Raw genomic sequence first — 14,596 nt, 5'->3', positions numbered from 1 at the left:
GGGCATGGCGGGCGATCATCGGTTGGATGTGCGCGATGAGCGCGTTGTCGCCTTCTGCGCGGAACGGCACCTCGCGACGCTGACCACCCTGCGTGCCGACGGCACCCCGCACGTCGTACCGGTCGGGGTGACCCTCGACCCGGCGGCCGGACTGGCCCGGGTCATCACCTCCGGCACCTCCCGCAAGGCCCTTCACGTGGCGGCTGCCGGCGCGGCTGGTGCGCCGGTGGCCGTCTGCCACGTGGATGGCCGCCGCTGGCTGACCATCGAGGGCCGCGCGGTGGTCCGGTCGGATCGGGGCGCGGTGGCGGAGGCGGAGCGCCGCTACGCCGAGCGCTACCGGCCCCCGCGCCCGAATCCGGAGCGGGTCGTCATCGAGATCACCGTGACCGGGCTGCTGGGGAGTCTCTGACCTGCCGCGTGGCCACAGGCCGTACCAAGTATCGGATTTGTACCTTATGAGCCACTTTGCCGACGGTGCCTGCGAGGAGATGCAGGAATCCCTCCCCGCCGGCAGCCGTTACACCTGATCGCGACGCCCGTACCCCCGCCCGCCAGCGGAATGCCCGCCGGAGCGGGGCCGTTACGTACCTGGTACGCCCAGGTCCGAGATCACCCCTGGTCGTCGCCGCGCTGTGCCGAGCGCCATTCCCGGTGCTGCCGCCCTCCTCAAGTCGGAAGGCGCCAACCCCCGAACGGAGACTCGACCATGAACCCGATCGTCCAGAAGAGTGGTCTGTCCGTTGTCGGCCTGCTGGTCGCCGGCGGCTGCGCCCTCGGTCCGGCGGTAGCCGCACAGGCCGCCCCGGTGCAGGTCGCCCCGACCTCGTCGAGCCAGACCGACCGGTCCGCGGAGCGGATCCTCGGCATCGACTACCAGGCCCAGCCGAACTTCTACTACTGCGGCCCGGCCGCGACCCGGATCGCGTTGTCCGCCCAGGGCAAGGCGCTCTCCCAGGACAAGGTGGCCCAACTGCTCGGCACCACCGAGGCGGGCACCCCTTCGGCCCTGGACACCACCCGGGTGCTGAACGAACTGACCGGCGGCAAGTACCGCACCACCGAGATCCGTGACTCGGTGGCCCGCCCGGATCAGGTCGAACAGCTACGCCGGGACGTGCTGGCCGCGGTGGACGCCGGCCGACCGGTGGTCGCCAACATCAAGGGCACGACCGTGGACACCGACGGCAACCCGCACTCGTACGAGGGCGGCCACTACCTGACCCTCGTCGGCTACCGCGATGGTGGCGACACCATTCGGGTCGCCGACCCGGCGGACCCGGCGCTGGGCGAGTACTGGATGAGCCTGCCGAAGGTCGCCAACTGGATCGCGGAGCGCGGCTACTCCTCCTGATCCTGGCGGTTCACCGGGCCGGTCTCCCTTCCTGGGAGGCCGGCCCGTCCTGCGGATGCATCCGGGCAGCAAGGTGCGCACGTCGACGAACTCGGGCGGCCCGCGTCGGACGGGCTCGATGCAGCTGCAGCCGGACCAGCGGGTGGACGGCCGCCCCGCCCGCGTTGGCCGCCCGGCGCACGATCCGATTGGCGTCGTCAGGTTCACAGCCCGATGCCCGGAGCAGGTCGCTGGCGGCGGTACGCAGGCCGGTGACGAGCGAATCGCCGAACGACTCGAGCCCCTTCGCGGCGGCGCGTCCGGCCAACTCGGCGCACTGCTCGACCAACCGGCGGGTGCGCTGGGGGTCGTCACCGACCTTGCGCTCCGTACGCATCTCCGTCACCGCCTGACCCAACCGGCCCATCGCGTCCGGCAGTTCAGGTGGGATCGGCTCGTTGTACTGCAACGCGGTCACCGACCAGCGAGCCATGGCGCGGCTGTCCAGCAGCAGCCGTTCCAGGTGATCCGCGCTGCGGGCGTACCGGTGGTACTGCTGCCGGCGATGCCAGCGGGCCGGAGCGATCGTCACCACCTCCTCCGCCCCGCTCAGCGCATCGTGCAGCCGACCCAGATCATCCTCGGTGCCACGGAGCCGTTCCAGGACGCGCATCATCCGGTCGACGTCGCGCTCCCGCATCGCCTGCGCCAGCTCGGCGAGTTGCTCGCTGAGGATCGCGTAGATCGGCGCCGCGGCCCGGTCGAGCACTCGCATCGGATTGATCGGCAACAACAGCGCGACCACCACCAGGCCAACCGCCCCGCCGACGAGGGCGTCGAAGATCCGGGGCACCTCCAGGCCGCGGTCCATCGGGGCCAGCGTGGCGATCAGCACGGCGGTACCGCCGGCCTGACCGACCAACGGACCTCCCTTACCGGCGACCAGCAGTGCGGCGGCGATGGCCAGAGCGACCACCACGCCGGTCTGCCACGGACCCGAGCCCAGGATGAAACGCAGCGTGTCACCGATGACGATGCCCAGGGAGACACCGCCCAGCAGCTCGAACGTGCGTCGGGCGCGCTGCCCGATGGCGGTGGCGATCGTACCGACGGCGGCTGCGGGAGCGAAGACGTGCGATCCGGGGCCGAGTAGGTTCTTGGCGAGCAGCGCGGCGATCGCCGCGGCCAGCCCGGCCTGGATCGAGATCACCAGGGTGACCTCCCACTGCCGGGCCCGGATCCGGCCGGCCTGCCCGCTGCGATGCCGCACCCGCTGGACCGCGTCGCCGCTCCGCTCGGCGGCCTCGTTGAGCCGCGACTGGTCGCGGCCGGCGGGTGAGCGGTCGTCGGCCATGGCGGCGGTTACCCCGGCAGCAGCGGGGCAGTCGTGCCGATCCGGCTCCACCGACACCACAGGCACCACCGAACACATCGTCGAGCTTGGGTTTGTGCAGCCCCGTGGGGGTACCAGGGCCTCACCCTCCCACCGATCCGCAACCGGTAAGGGGCCGTGAGATGAGCAACCCGCAGACCGCCGACGACCACGACGTCGTCGACATCCTGATCGCCGACCACCGTGAGGTCGAGACACTCTTCGTCGAATTGGAGACTCGGCGCGGCACCCCCGAGCACCGCCGCCAACTCCTCGACGTGGTGATCGCCGAACTCGTCCGCCACTCGGTGGCGGAGGAGGCGTACGTCTATCCGATCGCCCGCAAGGCGCTGCCCGACGGCAACGAGATCGCCGACCGTGAGATCGCGGAGCACGCCGACGCCGAGCGGACCATGAAGGAGTTGGAGTCGATTGACTCGTCCGACCCTCGCTTCGACGAGCTGCTGACCCACCTGACCAGCACCATCCGACAGCACGTGCGGGAGGAGGAGAACGAACTCTTTCCTCGGCTGCGCGCGGCGACAGCCCGGGAGGAGCTGATCGATGTGGCCGACAAGGTGACGGCGGTCAAGAAGATCGGCCCGACCCGGCCACACCCGGGAGCACCTGACCACCCGCCGGCGAACAGGCTGCTCGCCCCCGGCATCGGTCTGGTCGACCGGCTGCGCGACGCGCTGAGCGGCAGACCCACCTCGATGGACGAGCTACGCGACAAGCGGCGCTGACCGGCGCAGTGTCCGGACAGGACGCTCCCGGGTCGCCGACAGCTCGGCGGCCCGGGAGACGTCTGGCGCGTCAGCGGACCTGGTCGCCCTCACCGGTGCGCGCCTGGGCCTGGTCGACGCCCTTGTCGATCTGGTCGTCGTACTTGCCGCCGGTGCGCTTGTCGGCCATGTCGCCAGCCTTCTCCGCACCCTGGTCGACCTGCTTGTCGTGCTTGTCGGCGAAGTCCTTGGCCTTGTCCATGAAGTCACCCACGGCGCTCCTCCTCCAGTCGGTATCTCTCAGATGCGTTCCCTTGGACAGACAGTGCAAACGCGGTCGTTCCGGATGTGGTCCGCGAACAGCCACCCAGGACGTCGCGGCCGGCGTACGATCCGCGCGGGTAGCGGCCCGCGCAGCGGTGGAGCGATACGGGTGTCGGCGCACGTCCGGCCGGGTACCGACCTCGTCGAGATCGAGGAGGACCGACATGGCGGCAGAGGAACCCGAAGTGACGACGGGCGGCCCCGGGCCGCGCCAGACGTGGGCGGCGCTGCCCTGGCTGGTCCGGACCGCGGTGTCGTGGAGCGCCTGCCTGGTGGTGATCGTCGCCGGGCTCTACCTGCTGGGCCGGATCGCCGTCCTGCTGGCGCCGCTGGCCATCGCGCTGGCCGCCACCATCTTCCTCACCGCGCTGCTCGACCCGGTGCTGCGACTGCTGCGCCGGCTGCGCCTGCCGGCGGCACTGGCCGCCCTGTGCACCGTCCTCCTGCTGCTCGGCATCCTGGTCGGCGTCGGCGCGTTGGTATGGAACCTGACTGCCAGCCAGTTCGACCAGCTCAGCCAGGAGCTGACGCAGGGGGTTGAACGCACCCGGGACTTCGTGACCTCCACGCTGCCGGTCACCGACGCACAGCTGGACCGGCTGGTCGACCAGGCCCGAGAAGGGCTGGGCGGCAGCTCGCCGGACCCGGTGGCGGGTGCCCGGACCGCGACCGAGGTGTTCGGCTCCGCACTGCTCGCCCTGGTGCTGCTCTTCTTCCTGCTCAAGGACGGCCGGTCGATGTGGCACTGGGTGCTGTCGCGGGTCTCCGGCCCGAACCAGCCCGTGATGGCCGAGGCCGGCCGGGCCGGTTGGCAGACGTTGGGTGCGTACAGCCGGGGCACCATGTTGATCGCCGCGATCGACGCGATCGGCATCGGCCTGGCTCTGGTGGTGCTGGGGGTGCCGCTGGCCCTGCCGTTGGCCCTGATCACCTTCCTCGGCGGTTTCGTGCCGATCATCGGGGCGACGGTGGCCGGCGCGGTCGCGGTGCTGGTCGCGCTTGCCGCGAACGGCCCCACCACCGCACTGCTCACCCTCGCCGCGGTGATCGCCGTGCAGCAGATCGAGGGCAACCTGCTGGAGCCGCTGGTCATGAAGCGGCAGGTCCGACTGCATCCGGCGGTGATCCTGGTGGCGGTCACCGCGGGCACGCTGATCGCGGGCATCGCTGGCGCCTTCGTCAGCGTCCCGATCACCGCCGTCCTCTGGCGCGTCATCGACACCGTCCAACAGCGTCGCTCCACCTCGACCCTCCTGCCGGCGGATTGATCATCGGCTGAGGTGGGTGGCGAACCAGCTGCCAGCCTGGTCGGCGACCTGTTCAAGGGTGCCGGGCTCCTCGAAGAGATGGGTCGCGCCGGGGACCACACGTAGCTCACCGACCTCCCCCAACTCGGCCAAGGCCTGCTCGTTGAGCGTGATCACTTCCTCGTCCAAGCCGCCGACCAGCAGCAACGTCGGGGTACGCACCTGGGCCAGCGCGCCCTCTGCCAGGTCCGGCCGACCGCCCCGGCTGACCACAGCACTCACCCGATCCGCGCGGGACGCCGCCGCGACCAGGGCGGCGGCGGCACCCGTACTGGCCCCGAACAGGCCGATCGGCACGTCACCGGCGGGGCGCTCGACCGCCAGCCAGTCGACGATCCCGGCGAGCCGACTGGCCAGCAGCCCGATGTCGAACCGCAGTTCCGCGGTGCGGGCGTCCACCTCGTCCTCGATCGGGGTGAGTAGATCCACCAGCACCGTGCCGAGCCCTCGACCGTTCAGCGCGCGGGCCACCGCCACGTTGCGCGGGCTGTGCCGGGAGCTGCCGCTGCCATGCGCGAAGAGCACGACAGCGACCGGTTGAGCGGGCAGCATCACGTCGGCGGGGAGTTGAGCGTCCCCGACCGGGATGGTCACCGTGTTGCGCTGCTCGTCCATGCCCCACCTCCGAATGCTCGGCTGCGGCCCGGTTACCCCGCCCGCCGCGCCGCACGCACCGGGTGGACCCCGCCGCAGGCCGCGTTTGCGGAAAGGGCCGTCGGGTACGCGACGAACGACCGCAGACCGTGTCGGCGCAACCGCGCCCCGACGGATCGCGAGGATCGCCATGGCCAAGCAGCAGACGTCCCGGCAGCAGCAGATGGACGAACGGAACCGGCGGGAACAGGACGCCGAGCGCAACAAGGACTTCGGAGACCGGGCCGTCGAGGCCCGCCTGCCCGATGATCCCCGGGCGATGGCGCCCCGCGACGCGATCGGACGCCCGTCGACCGGAGAGCCGATCTGACACAGGCGCGAGGCGGTCGGGGCGGGAGCACTCCCGCCCCGACCGTCACTGCTCGTGCTCGGGCAACCGCAGCAGCGGCGACCTGCCCGGTGGCTGCTCGGGCCGAGGCCCGGACGGATCGGCCGGCGGCACCGGCACCGTCACCGGCTCGTCGCAGGTGACCCGTAGCATCTGGTCGTGGTGGCGCAGTTCCACCACGTCATCCGGGCCACCGTGGCGGAGCGAGTATGTCGTCTGGTGCGGCCGGACATCCACCCGCAGCGACAGCCCCCGCCATTGCAGGGAAAACTCCAGCCGGTTGAGCCGGCTGGAGAGCCGGGGCGCGAAGGACAGCTCGCCTTCATGGTCCCGCAGACCGCCGAACCCACTGACCAGGGCCAGCCACGCACCAGCCAATGAGGCCATGTGCACGCCGTCCCGGGTGTTCTCGTTGAGGTCGTGCAGGTCCATCAGTGCGGCCTCGCGCAGGTAGGTGTGCGCCAGCTCCGGGTCGCCCACCTCGGCGGCGAGCACCGCCTGGGTGCAGGCCGACAACGACGAGTCGCGTACGGTACGGCGCTCGTAGTAGAGGAAGTTGCGCACCTTCTGCTCGGGGGTGAACGCGTCCCCTCGCCAGTGCATGGCCAGGACCAGGTCAGCCTGCTTGACCACCTGCTTGCGGTACAGCTCGAAGTACGGGTAGTGCAGCAGCAGCGGGTACTTCTCCACCGGTGTGTGCGTGAAGTCCCACTCCTGGAGACGGGTGAAGCCCTCCACCTGCTGGTGGACGTCGAGCTCCTCGTCGTACGGGACGTGCATCGAGGTTGCGGCGTCCCGCCAGCTCGCGGCCTCCTCGTCGGTGACGCCGAGGTGGAACGCCTCGTCCCGGTGGCGCATCACCGCGTCGGCGGCGGTCAGCAGGTTCCGCTGCGCCATCAGGTTGGTGTAGATGTTGTCGTTCTTCACGGCCGTGTACTCGTCCGGGCCGGTGACACCGTCGATGTGGAACTGCCCGTGCCGGTCGTGGTGGCCGATCGAGCGCCACAGCCGGGCGGTCTCCACCAGCAGCTCCAGCCCGATCTCCCGCTCCAGGTCGGTGTCTCCGGTGACCATCACGTAGCGGCGCATGGCGTCGGCGATGTCGGCGCCGATGTGGAAGGCTGCCGTGCCAGCCGGCCAGTATCCGGAGGATTCCGGCCCCTCGATGGTCCGCCAGGGGAAGGCGGCACCCCTGAGGTTGAGCGTCTCGGCACGCTCCCTCGCCGAGTCCAGCGTGCTGTGCCGCCACTGCAACGCGCTGCGCACCGCGCTCGGCTGCGTGTACGTGAGCACGGGCAGGACGAACATCTCGGTGTCCCAGAATGCGTGCCCGTCGTACCCGGGACCGGTCAGCCCCTTCGCCGAGATCGGCCGCTGCTCGGCGCGGGCGCCGGCCTGGAGCACGTGGAAGAGACCGAACCGGACCGCCTGCTGCACCTCCGGGTCACCCTCGACCAGCACGTCGGCCGCGTCCCAGAACGCGTCGAGGTAGTTGCGCTGTTCCCGGTGCAGCCCGTCCCAGCCGTCCAGCCGGGCACCGGCCAGTGCCGCGCCGACCTGGTCCCGCAACGCGGGCAGCGACCGCCGGCTCGACCAGCTGTACGTCAGATACTTGATCACCCGCAGCTTCTCGCCGGGCTTGAGCACGCAGGCGATGGTGGTGCGTACCCAGTCCTGGTATCCCTCGGACTCGATGGTGGTGCGGTCCGGGCCGTGCACCTCGTGCTCCATCGCGGCGGCGACCCGCAGGCCAGAGACCTTGGTGCGGTGGATCAGCTGCCCCCCGTCCGGGGTGGTGAGCTCCTCCTCGGACTGCAAGGGCGATTCCAGCACCGCCGCGACCCGGGGGTCCTTGCTCTGCGCGGGCAGCGACTCGTTGGCCACCAACTCGGACTGCACGATCAGCCGCAGCGGGCCGTCGACGGCCTCCACCTCGTAGCTGATGGCGGCCACCGATCGCTGGGTGAACGAGACGAGGCGGGTGCTGCGGACCTTGACCTCGCGACCGGCGGGCGAGCGCCAGTGCAGCTCCCGGTGCAGGGTGCCGGCCCGCAGGTCGAGGATCCGCTCGTGGGCCAACAGCTCCCCGTAGCGCACGTCGAGCGGTTCGTCATCGACGAGCAGGCGGATCAGTTTGCCGTTGGTGACGTTGACGATGGTCTGCCCGGACTCGGGGAACCCGTAGCCCGCCTCCGCGTACGGCAGCGGACGCAACTCGTAGAACGAGTTGAGGTAGGTGCCGGGCAGGCCGTGCGGCTCACCCTCGTCGAGATTGCCCCGCAGCCCGACGTGCCCGTTGGAGAGCGCGAAGACCGACTCCGACTGGGCGAGCACGTCCATGTCCAGCCGGGTTTCCCGGACGTGCCACGGTTCGACCGGATAGGCCCGCTCCCGGATCACGCGGGGCTCCCTTCGGCGGCAGCGCTGCGGGTCGGTGCCGACGGATCGGCGGCATCGAGCAGGTCGGCGAGGTCCTTCACCACGATGTCGGCGCCGTGCGCGAGCAACTCGTCGGCCTGCCCGACCCGGTCGACGCCGACCACGTAACCGAAGCCGCCGGCGCGGCCGGCGGCCACCCCGGAGAGCGCGTCCTCGAAGACGGCGGCTTGGGTCGGGTCGACGCCGAGCAGCCTGGCCCCGGCGAGGAAGCTGTCCGGGTGCGGTTTGCCGCGCAGCCCCTGAGCCCGGGCGACCAGCCCGTCGACCCGGGCTTCCAGCAGTGGTTCCAGCCCTGCTGCGGCGACCACCTCGCCTCCGTTGGCGCTCGCGGTCACCACGGCCCGGCGCAGCCCGGCGGACGTCGCCGCCTTCAGGTAACGCACCGAGCCTGGGTAGACCTCGACGCCGGAGGTGCGCAGACGCTGTAGCAGCAGGGCGTTCTTGCGGTTGCCCACGCCGTTGACGGTGTCGGCGTCCGGTGGGTCGTCCGGGCTGCCGTCGGGCAGCACGATGCCACGGGAGGCGAGGAACGACCGGACGCCGTCAGCGCGGGGCCGGCCGTCGACGTAGCGGTTGTAGTCCGGGCCGGGATCGAACGGTTGGAACGGTTCCCCGGAGGTCGTGGCTCGCTGCCGGAGGAACTCGTCGAACGTCTGCGTCCAGGCGGCGTTGTGCACGCTGGCGGTCTGCGTCAGCACACCGTCCAGATCGAAGAGACAGGCGGTCACGTGAGCAGGTAGGCCCAGCACGGTACGAATCTATCCATCCCACTGGGCCCGCAAACCCGTTTCCGCCGCGCCGGCACGGCTCAGTTCGGTCGCAGTGTCCAGACCACGGTCATGGCCGAGGTGGGTTTGCCGTCCTCGGTCGTGATCTCCACCTCGACGGGGAACTCCGGCCGCCGGCCGGAGTCCAGCTCGTCGATCACCTCGAGAGCCGGCCGGCCGAGCCGCGCGGTGGCCAGCACCGGGCCCATGGCGAGCTTGCGGTAGGCGATCTCGGCCCGGACGGCGAGCGGCACGGCGCGGTCGAACAGCTGCCCGAAGGCGGCCAGCACGACCGCGCCGGAGGCCGTCTCACCGAGGGTGAACATGGCACCGGCGTGCGGGCCGCCGATGTGGTTGTGAGTGGCCGGCGAGTCGGGCATCCGGACGACTGCCCGCACCCCGCCCTCCGCCTCGGGTGCCACCTCGACGAATTCGAAGCCGAGCGTACGGGCGAAGGGCACCGCTTCGAGCATGCCGGCCGCCACCTGACGAGAGTCGATGGTCATGGCCTGACGTTACTAGCCAGTAACCACGCCGGCAACCAGGGGCTTTCCCGATATCGACAGGTGCTCAGAGGTTGCCGATGGTCCGCAGGATCTCCGCGTAGAAGTTGCCGTCGATGCTGCGGAAGAAGGAGAAATCCTGCCCCGGGTCGCCGAAGAACGGGCGCAGCGTCCACGCCAGTTGGGTGCCGACGAAGCCGAAGAGCAGGATCCAGACGTAGAGCAGGGTCATGCTGGCCGGCCGCTGCGGCGCCTCCCCGCGTCGGACCGGGCGGCCCTCCCACGGGCGCTGCGGTGCCGGGTAGCCGGGCGGCAGCATGCCAGGCGGGAACGCGGTGCCGGCCGGCTGGCCGGTCCACTGCGCCGGAACCGGAGCTGGAGCTGGAACCGGAGCTGGCGCGGCGGTGGCCGCGCCGTTCGAGGCCGACCCGGCCACCGCCGCTCCGCCCGGCACGGCGACCGGCTCGGCACTCTGCACGGCGACGGGCGCCGCAGCCGGCACCGAACCGGCTGCCACGGCAACCGGCACAGGCTGGGCCGGAGCCTGGGCTTGGGCGAGCGCCTGAGCGTTGGCGGCCTCCGGGGCGAGCAGGCCGTTGTCGTTGAGCACCTGCATCCCGCCGGTCAGGAAGCGCAACCCGACCAGCGCCGACAGGGTCAGGATCGCCACGTTGAGCAGCTTGAAGAAGCCGTAGTCGTTGGCGGTGATCAGGAAGAAGAGGCTGATCGGCGCGAACGCCACCGCGAGCATCGAGGTGACCGTGATCGCCACCATCACCAGCGCCAACGACTGACGCACCGAGAGCCGGGCACCGAAGACCAGGTTGAACAGGTAGAGCGTGGGCAGGCAGATGGTCAGCGTGACCAGGAACAGCAGCGGCAGCTTGAACGCGGAGGTCAACGCCATCAGAGGGCTGTGGAAGAAGCCCAGCACCGCCCCGTAACAGGCCAGCGCGATGGCGGAGCTGGCCAGCATCCGCCCGGTCAGCGCGTTGAGGTCACGCTCGGCCACGATCTGCTGCCAGATGCCCTCGCGATCCCGGAGGATGCGCTCGATGACGAGCGGGCTGGGACGGTCACCCGACACGGGTGCACCCCTCTCGGTGGACTTTCACTGTGGACTGGGTGCGCAGACCGTAGGACACCGGGTGGCAGGCCCGCCACCCCGCTCCGGCGAGTCGTCAGCGCCAACCCACGTCGATCCGGGCGCCACGCTCGTCGAAGAAGTGCAGCGCGTCCATCCGCACCGAGACGGCGAGCGGGTGACCCGCGGTGACCGCCGGGTACGGTGCCAGCCGCACCGCCAGCTCCGCCGGTCGGCGGTGGTGCCGGCCGGGATCGGGAAGCACACTGGTCTGGGTGCCCCCACCACCACTGGGCACCTCCTGCGCCTCCACCGGTTTGCCGGTGAGTCGCTGCATCACCGAACCGAACCGACGTAGGCCGCGCTGGCCCACCGGCGGCGGCTCGAGCGGCGCGCCCATCTCGTCGACCACGATCGCGGTCGCGCCGATGTCGAGGAACGCCAACGACTCGTGCCCGTGGTGCTCCAGGTAGCGGATCCGTCCGCGCAACACGTCACCAGGGCTGTCCGGGGCGACCGGGGTGAGCGCCTCGGCACGCATGCCGACCACGATCCGCTCACCGTGGTAGTGCGCCACCGCCCGACTGCGGATGTCGTTCCAGGGCAGGTAGAGCGACTGGTCACCGAGGTTGAGCGTGACGTACCGGTCGAGGTGGACGTAGACCGACGCCTCCAGCAGGTTCATTCGCGGGCTGCCCAGGAAGGCGGCCACGTAGAGCGTCGCCGGCCGGCCGTACACCTGGGTGGGTGTGCCCACGTCCTGGAGCACGCCGCGGCGCATGATGGCCACCCGGTCAGCCATGGTGAGTGCCTCGGCCTGGTCGTGCGTGACGTAGACGGTGGTGACACCCAGCTCCCGCGTCAGGCCCGAGATCTCCGCGCGCAGCTCGGCGCGCAGGCCGCTGTCCAGGTTGGACAAAGGCTCGTCCATGAGGAACAGGCCGGGCCGGCGGACGATCGCCCGGCCCATCGCCACCCGCTGCCGTTGCCCACCGGAGAGCTGACCCGGCTTGCGGGCCAACACGTCACCGATGCCCAGCGCGCTGGCCACATCACTGACCCGCTCACCCCTCGGCGCCGGCTCGATCCCGGCCAGCCGCAGCGGAAAGGCGATGTTGTCGCCGACGGTCATGTGCGGATAGAGCGCGAAGTCCTGGAAGACCATGGCGATCTTGCGGTCCCGTGGAGGCAGGTCGTTCGCCAACTCCCCGTCGAGCAGGACCGCGCCCTGGGTCGGATCCTCCAACCCGGCGATCATCCGCAGCACCGTGGACTTGCCGCAGCCGGACGGCCCAAGCAGCACCATGAACTCGCCGTCGTTCACATCGAGATTGATGCTGTCGACGGCCAGCGTGCCGTCCCTGAAGACCTTGGTCACATCCTTGAGCGATACGGTGCTCACCGTCTCCCCCCCAGCTTGTGGGCCGACCCCTGAAGACTGTGACCAGGATCATTAGATAAGCACATCGGGTAAACGTCTCATGTTCGGCTTATGACGCTGCTATTACACGACAGACGGCGGCGCGCGGGGCGATCAACAGCGCGACGAGCGCTCGCTCGGCTCCCCCAGGAACACCCGGCGCACCACCCGCTCCGCCGCCCGCCCGTCGTCCAATGTGCAGAACCGGGCCCGGAAATGCTCGCGGGCCTTGCCCGCCGCGTCCGAGCGCACCGCGTCGGTACGGAACAGGTCGAGCAGGTCGGTGAAGGTGGTGGCCACCGCGCCGGGCGGCTCGGCCGTGACGTCGAAGTAGACCCCCCGGGCCAGCCGGTACGCCTCCCAGTCCGGGGTATACAGCACGATCGGACGGTCCAGCACCGCATAGTCGAACATCGCCGACGAGTAGTCGGTGACCAATACGTCGGCCACCAGGTAAAGATCTTCCACCCGCTGGTAGCCGCTGACGTCGCGAACCCGCTCCCAGTCCTTCGGGCGGCCGGGACGTCGATCACGATCGTGGAAGTAGTGGCTGCGCATCAGCAGCCGGCCCGAGTCACCCAGCGCCCTCACGAACCGGTCCGGGTCGAACGGCGGCCGGTAGCCGGGGAGGTGCTCCCGGTGCGTCGGGGCGTACAGCACGACCTGCTCGTCGGGGCTGAGGCCGAACTCCGCGCGGAGCCGGCGCACCTCGTCCGGGCCCGCCGTGACCAGGCGGTCGTTGCGCGGGTAGCCGACCTCCAGGGTCGTGTAGTTGGCCGGGTACGCCCGGTCCCACATCTGGGTGGAGAAGCTGTTCGCGCTGACGCTGTAGTCCCACCGGTCCACCCGGCGCAGCAGCCCGCCGAAGTCCATCCGGCCCGCACCGATCGGGTAGCGCTGCTGATCCAGCCCCATCACCTTGACCGGCGTGCCGTGGTGGGTCTGCAGGTGCACCTGGTCCGGTCGCTTGCGGACGAAGTCCGGAAAGTTGACGTTGTTGACCAGCCATCGGGCGCGGGCGAGCGCCCGGTAGTACGCCGGGGTGCCGGCGACCACGTACTCGACCCCGGCCGGCACGCTGTCCACCCGGTCCCGGCGCACGATCCACACCCCGCGCACCTCCGGCGCCAACCGGCGGGCGACCTCGTAGATCGCCGCCGGATTGCAGGAGTACCCCCGGTACCAGTAGGCGGCGTACACCGCGAGCGTCGGATCGACCGGCCGACGCAACTCCGCCCGGTAGTACTCGCGCAGCAGCCCGTCGCGGGTCAGCCGGGCACCGCGCCGAGCGACCGGGCCGACCCGGCGCCGGGCGGTGCGGGCCTGCCGGCGGGTGGCGTCGCGGGCCCGGCTGGCAGCCCGCAACGCGCTGAAGGTACGCCAACGCCCGGAAGCGACGAGCCGGTGCTTGATCCCCTCCACCCCGTCCGGCACCGGATAACCGCCGGGTGGCAGCCAGCGTTCGTAGTCGGCGGTGATCTGCGCGAAGAACGCCGGCCGCAGCTCCGTGGCGATCCGCTGGCCGTTGCCGAGCACGGTCAGGTAGTGCCAGATCATCCGCTCGAAGACCGCCGGCCGGAGCGCGTCCGTCGCCGACCCCCACGAATCCATCAGGTGGAAGACCCGGTGCCACTGTGGGAAGACCTCGAAGTGCCGGTCACCCCGGGTCCGGGTGATCGCGCCGGCCCGGCGTTGCCGATAGTTGACGCAGACCCGATCGAGTACGCCGATCCGCTGCGCCGCCATCAGCACCGGGTAGCTGAACGAAACGTCCTCGTACCAGCCGGGCGCGAAGCGCAACCCCAGGTCGACCAGGAACTCCCGGCGGACCAGCCGGTTCCACGCGGTGTGCAGCAGACGCATCGCCTCCGGCCGGTCCCGCAGTCGGAAGTTGCCCGCGCCGGGCGACTCCGGGAACACCTCGGCCATCGCGCTGCGGGTGGCGGTGTCGTTCCAGTGGGTGCGGACGTGATCGACCAGCAGCACGTCGGGGCGGGCGACGCGCAACCGCTCGGCGACCTCCGTCAGGCACTCGGGCGCCAGCCAGTCGTCGCCGTCGAGGAACCACACGTACTCGCCGACGGCCCGGTCCAGCCCGATGTTGCGGGCTGGACCGAGGCCGACGTTCTCCGGCAGCCGGACCGAGCGGACCCGCTGGTCGCGGGCCGCGTACTCGTCGATGATGTCGCCGCTGGCGTCCGGCGAGCAGTCGTCGACGGCGAGCACCTCGATGTCGGTCTCCGGCTGACCGAGGATGGAGTCCAGGCATTCGCGCAGGTAGCCCTGCACCCGGAAGGCCGGCACCACGAAACTGATCAGGGTCATCCGGCCGTCCCTCCG

General features: G+C 70.8%; 14 protein-coding genes. 5 read left to right on the top strand and 9 right to left on the bottom strand.

Annotated elements, in window-relative coordinates; translation table 11 throughout:
• Positions 1 to 4: 4 nt before the first annotated feature.
• Complete coding sequence (locus PCA76_RS02770) at positions 5 to 412, top strand: pyridoxamine 5'-phosphate oxidase family protein (protein WP_272615048.1); 408 nt, start codon at positions 5 to 7, stop codon at positions 410 to 412.
• Between the two features lie 297 nt (positions 413 to 709).
• Positions 710 to 1,354, top strand: coding sequence for a C39 family peptidase (locus tag PCA76_RS02765; protein WP_272615046.1), 645 nt, complete (start codon positions 710 to 712; stop codon positions 1,352 to 1,354).
• A 10-nt stretch (positions 1,355 to 1,364) separates the two neighbouring features.
• On the opposite strand, the gene PCA76_RS02760 is transcribed toward PCA76_RS02765, so the two are convergent.
• A complete protein-coding gene (locus PCA76_RS02760) occupies positions 1,365 to 2,756 on the bottom strand; it encodes an FUSC family protein (protein WP_272615044.1) in 1,392 nt (463 codons plus the stop codon).
• A 92-nt stretch (positions 2,757 to 2,848) separates the two neighbouring features.
• Between PCA76_RS02760 and PCA76_RS02755 the strand changes: the two genes are divergently transcribed.
• Complete coding sequence (locus tag PCA76_RS02755) at positions 2,849 to 3,451, top strand: hemerythrin domain-containing protein (protein ID WP_272615042.1); 603 nt, start codon at positions 2,849 to 2,851, stop codon at positions 3,449 to 3,451.
• Between the two features lie 70 nt (positions 3,452 to 3,521).
• Here the strand turns inward: PCA76_RS02755 and PCA76_RS02750 are convergent, their stop codons facing one another.
• On the bottom strand, positions 3,522 to 3,692 hold the full coding sequence (locus tag PCA76_RS02750; protein ID WP_274527910.1) for an antitoxin: 171 nt from the start codon (positions 3,690 to 3,692) through the stop codon (positions 3,522 to 3,524).
• Between the two features lie 226 nt (positions 3,693 to 3,918).
• On the opposite strand from PCA76_RS02750, the gene PCA76_RS02745 reads away from it, so the two are divergent.
• The gene (locus PCA76_RS02745) at positions 3,919 to 5,022 is read left to right on the top strand and encodes an AI-2E family transporter (protein ID WP_272615040.1); all 1,104 of its coding nucleotides are present in this window, start codon (positions 3,919 to 3,921) and stop codon (positions 5,020 to 5,022) included.
• Here the strand turns inward: PCA76_RS02745 and PCA76_RS02740 are convergent, their stop codons facing one another.
• Positions 5,023 to 5,676, bottom strand: coding sequence for a dienelactone hydrolase family protein (locus PCA76_RS02740; protein ID WP_272615039.1), 654 nt, complete (start codon positions 5,674 to 5,676; stop codon positions 5,023 to 5,025). It abuts the gene before it with no gap.
• 169 nt (positions 5,677 to 5,845) lie between these two features.
• Between PCA76_RS02740 and PCA76_RS02735 the strand changes: the two genes are divergently transcribed.
• A complete protein-coding gene (locus tag PCA76_RS02735) occupies positions 5,846 to 6,025 on the top strand; it encodes a hypothetical protein (protein WP_272615037.1) in 180 nt (59 codons plus the stop codon).
• Between the two features lie 45 nt (positions 6,026 to 6,070).
• On the opposite strand, the gene PCA76_RS02730 is transcribed toward PCA76_RS02735, so the two are convergent.
• The 6 genes from PCA76_RS02730 to PCA76_RS02705 all read right to left on the bottom strand — a co-directional run bounded on the left by PCA76_RS02730 (position 6,071) and on the right by PCA76_RS02705 (position 14,581).
• Positions 6,071 to 8,443: a glycoside hydrolase family 65 protein gene (locus PCA76_RS02730; protein ID WP_272615035.1), complete on the bottom strand. Its 2,373-nt coding sequence runs from the start codon at positions 8,441 to 8,443 to the stop codon at positions 6,071 to 6,073.
• Positions 8,440 to 9,231 (bottom strand): HAD family hydrolase, encoded by a 792-nt coding sequence (locus PCA76_RS02725; protein WP_272615033.1) that lies wholly within the window; start codon positions 9,229 to 9,231, stop codon positions 8,440 to 8,442. The genes PCA76_RS02730 and PCA76_RS02725 overlap by 4 nt, the downstream gene beginning before the upstream one ends.
• A gap of 59 nt (positions 9,232 to 9,290) precedes the next feature.
• Entirely contained in the window at positions 9,291 to 9,755 is a 465-nt protein-coding gene (locus PCA76_RS02720; RefSeq protein WP_272615031.1) for a DUF4442 domain-containing protein, read from the bottom strand.
• Between the two features lie 64 nt (positions 9,756 to 9,819).
• Positions 9,820 to 10,839 (bottom strand): hypothetical protein, encoded by a 1,020-nt coding sequence (locus PCA76_RS02715; RefSeq protein WP_272615029.1) that lies wholly within the window; start codon positions 10,837 to 10,839, stop codon positions 9,820 to 9,822.
• A 94-nt stretch (positions 10,840 to 10,933) separates the two neighbouring features.
• Positions 10,934 to 12,238, bottom strand: a complete 1,305-nt coding sequence (locus PCA76_RS02710; protein WP_272615028.1) for an ABC transporter ATP-binding protein — start codon at positions 12,236 to 12,238, stop codon at positions 10,934 to 10,936.
• A 132-nt stretch (positions 12,239 to 12,370) separates the two neighbouring features.
• Entirely contained in the window at positions 12,371 to 14,581 is a 2,211-nt protein-coding gene (locus tag PCA76_RS02705) for a bifunctional glycosyltransferase/CDP-glycerol:glycerophosphate glycerophosphotransferase (RefSeq protein WP_272615026.1), read from the bottom strand.
• Positions 14,582 to 14,596 lie beyond the last annotated feature (15 nt).

The organism is Micromonospora sp. LH3U1, assembly GCF_028475105.1.
Lineage (GTDB): Bacteria > Actinomycetota > Actinomycetes > Mycobacteriales > Micromonosporaceae > Micromonospora.
The sequence above is the reverse complement of the archived record's forward strand: the minus strand, read 5'-3'. Positions and strand labels throughout refer to the sequence as shown.

Excerpts from the sequence above, each read along its gene's own strand:
- PCA76_RS02720 (WP_272615031.1), bottom strand. The coding sequence starts at position 9,755 with ATGACCATCGACTCTCGTCAGGTGGCGGCCGGCATGCTCGAAGCGGTG.
- PCA76_RS02750 (WP_274527910.1), bottom strand. The coding sequence starts at position 3,692 with ATGGACAAGGCCAAGGACTTCGCCGACAAGCACGACAAGCAGGTCGAC.
- PCA76_RS02770 (WP_272615048.1), top strand. The coding sequence starts at position 5 with ATGGCGGGCGATCATCGGTTGGATGTGCGCGATGAGCGCGTTGTCGCC.
- PCA76_RS02755 (WP_272615042.1), top strand. The coding sequence starts at position 2,849 with ATGAGCAACCCGCAGACCGCCGACGACCACGACGTCGTCGACATCCTG.
- PCA76_RS02745 (WP_272615040.1), top strand. The coding sequence starts at position 3,919 with ATGGCGGCAGAGGAACCCGAAGTGACGACGGGCGGCCCCGGGCCGCGC.
- PCA76_RS02765 (WP_272615046.1), top strand. The coding sequence starts at position 710 with ATGAACCCGATCGTCCAGAAGAGTGGTCTGTCCGTTGTCGGCCTGCTG.
- PCA76_RS02735 (WP_272615037.1), top strand. The coding sequence starts at position 5,846 with ATGGCCAAGCAGCAGACGTCCCGGCAGCAGCAGATGGACGAACGGAAC.
- PCA76_RS02705 (WP_272615026.1), bottom strand. The coding sequence starts at position 14,581 with ATGACCCTGATCAGTTTCGTGGTGCCGGCCTTCCGGGTGCAGGGCTAC.
- PCA76_RS02740 (WP_272615039.1), bottom strand. The coding sequence starts at position 5,676 with ATGGACGAGCAGCGCAACACGGTGACCATCCCGGTCGGGGACGCTCAA.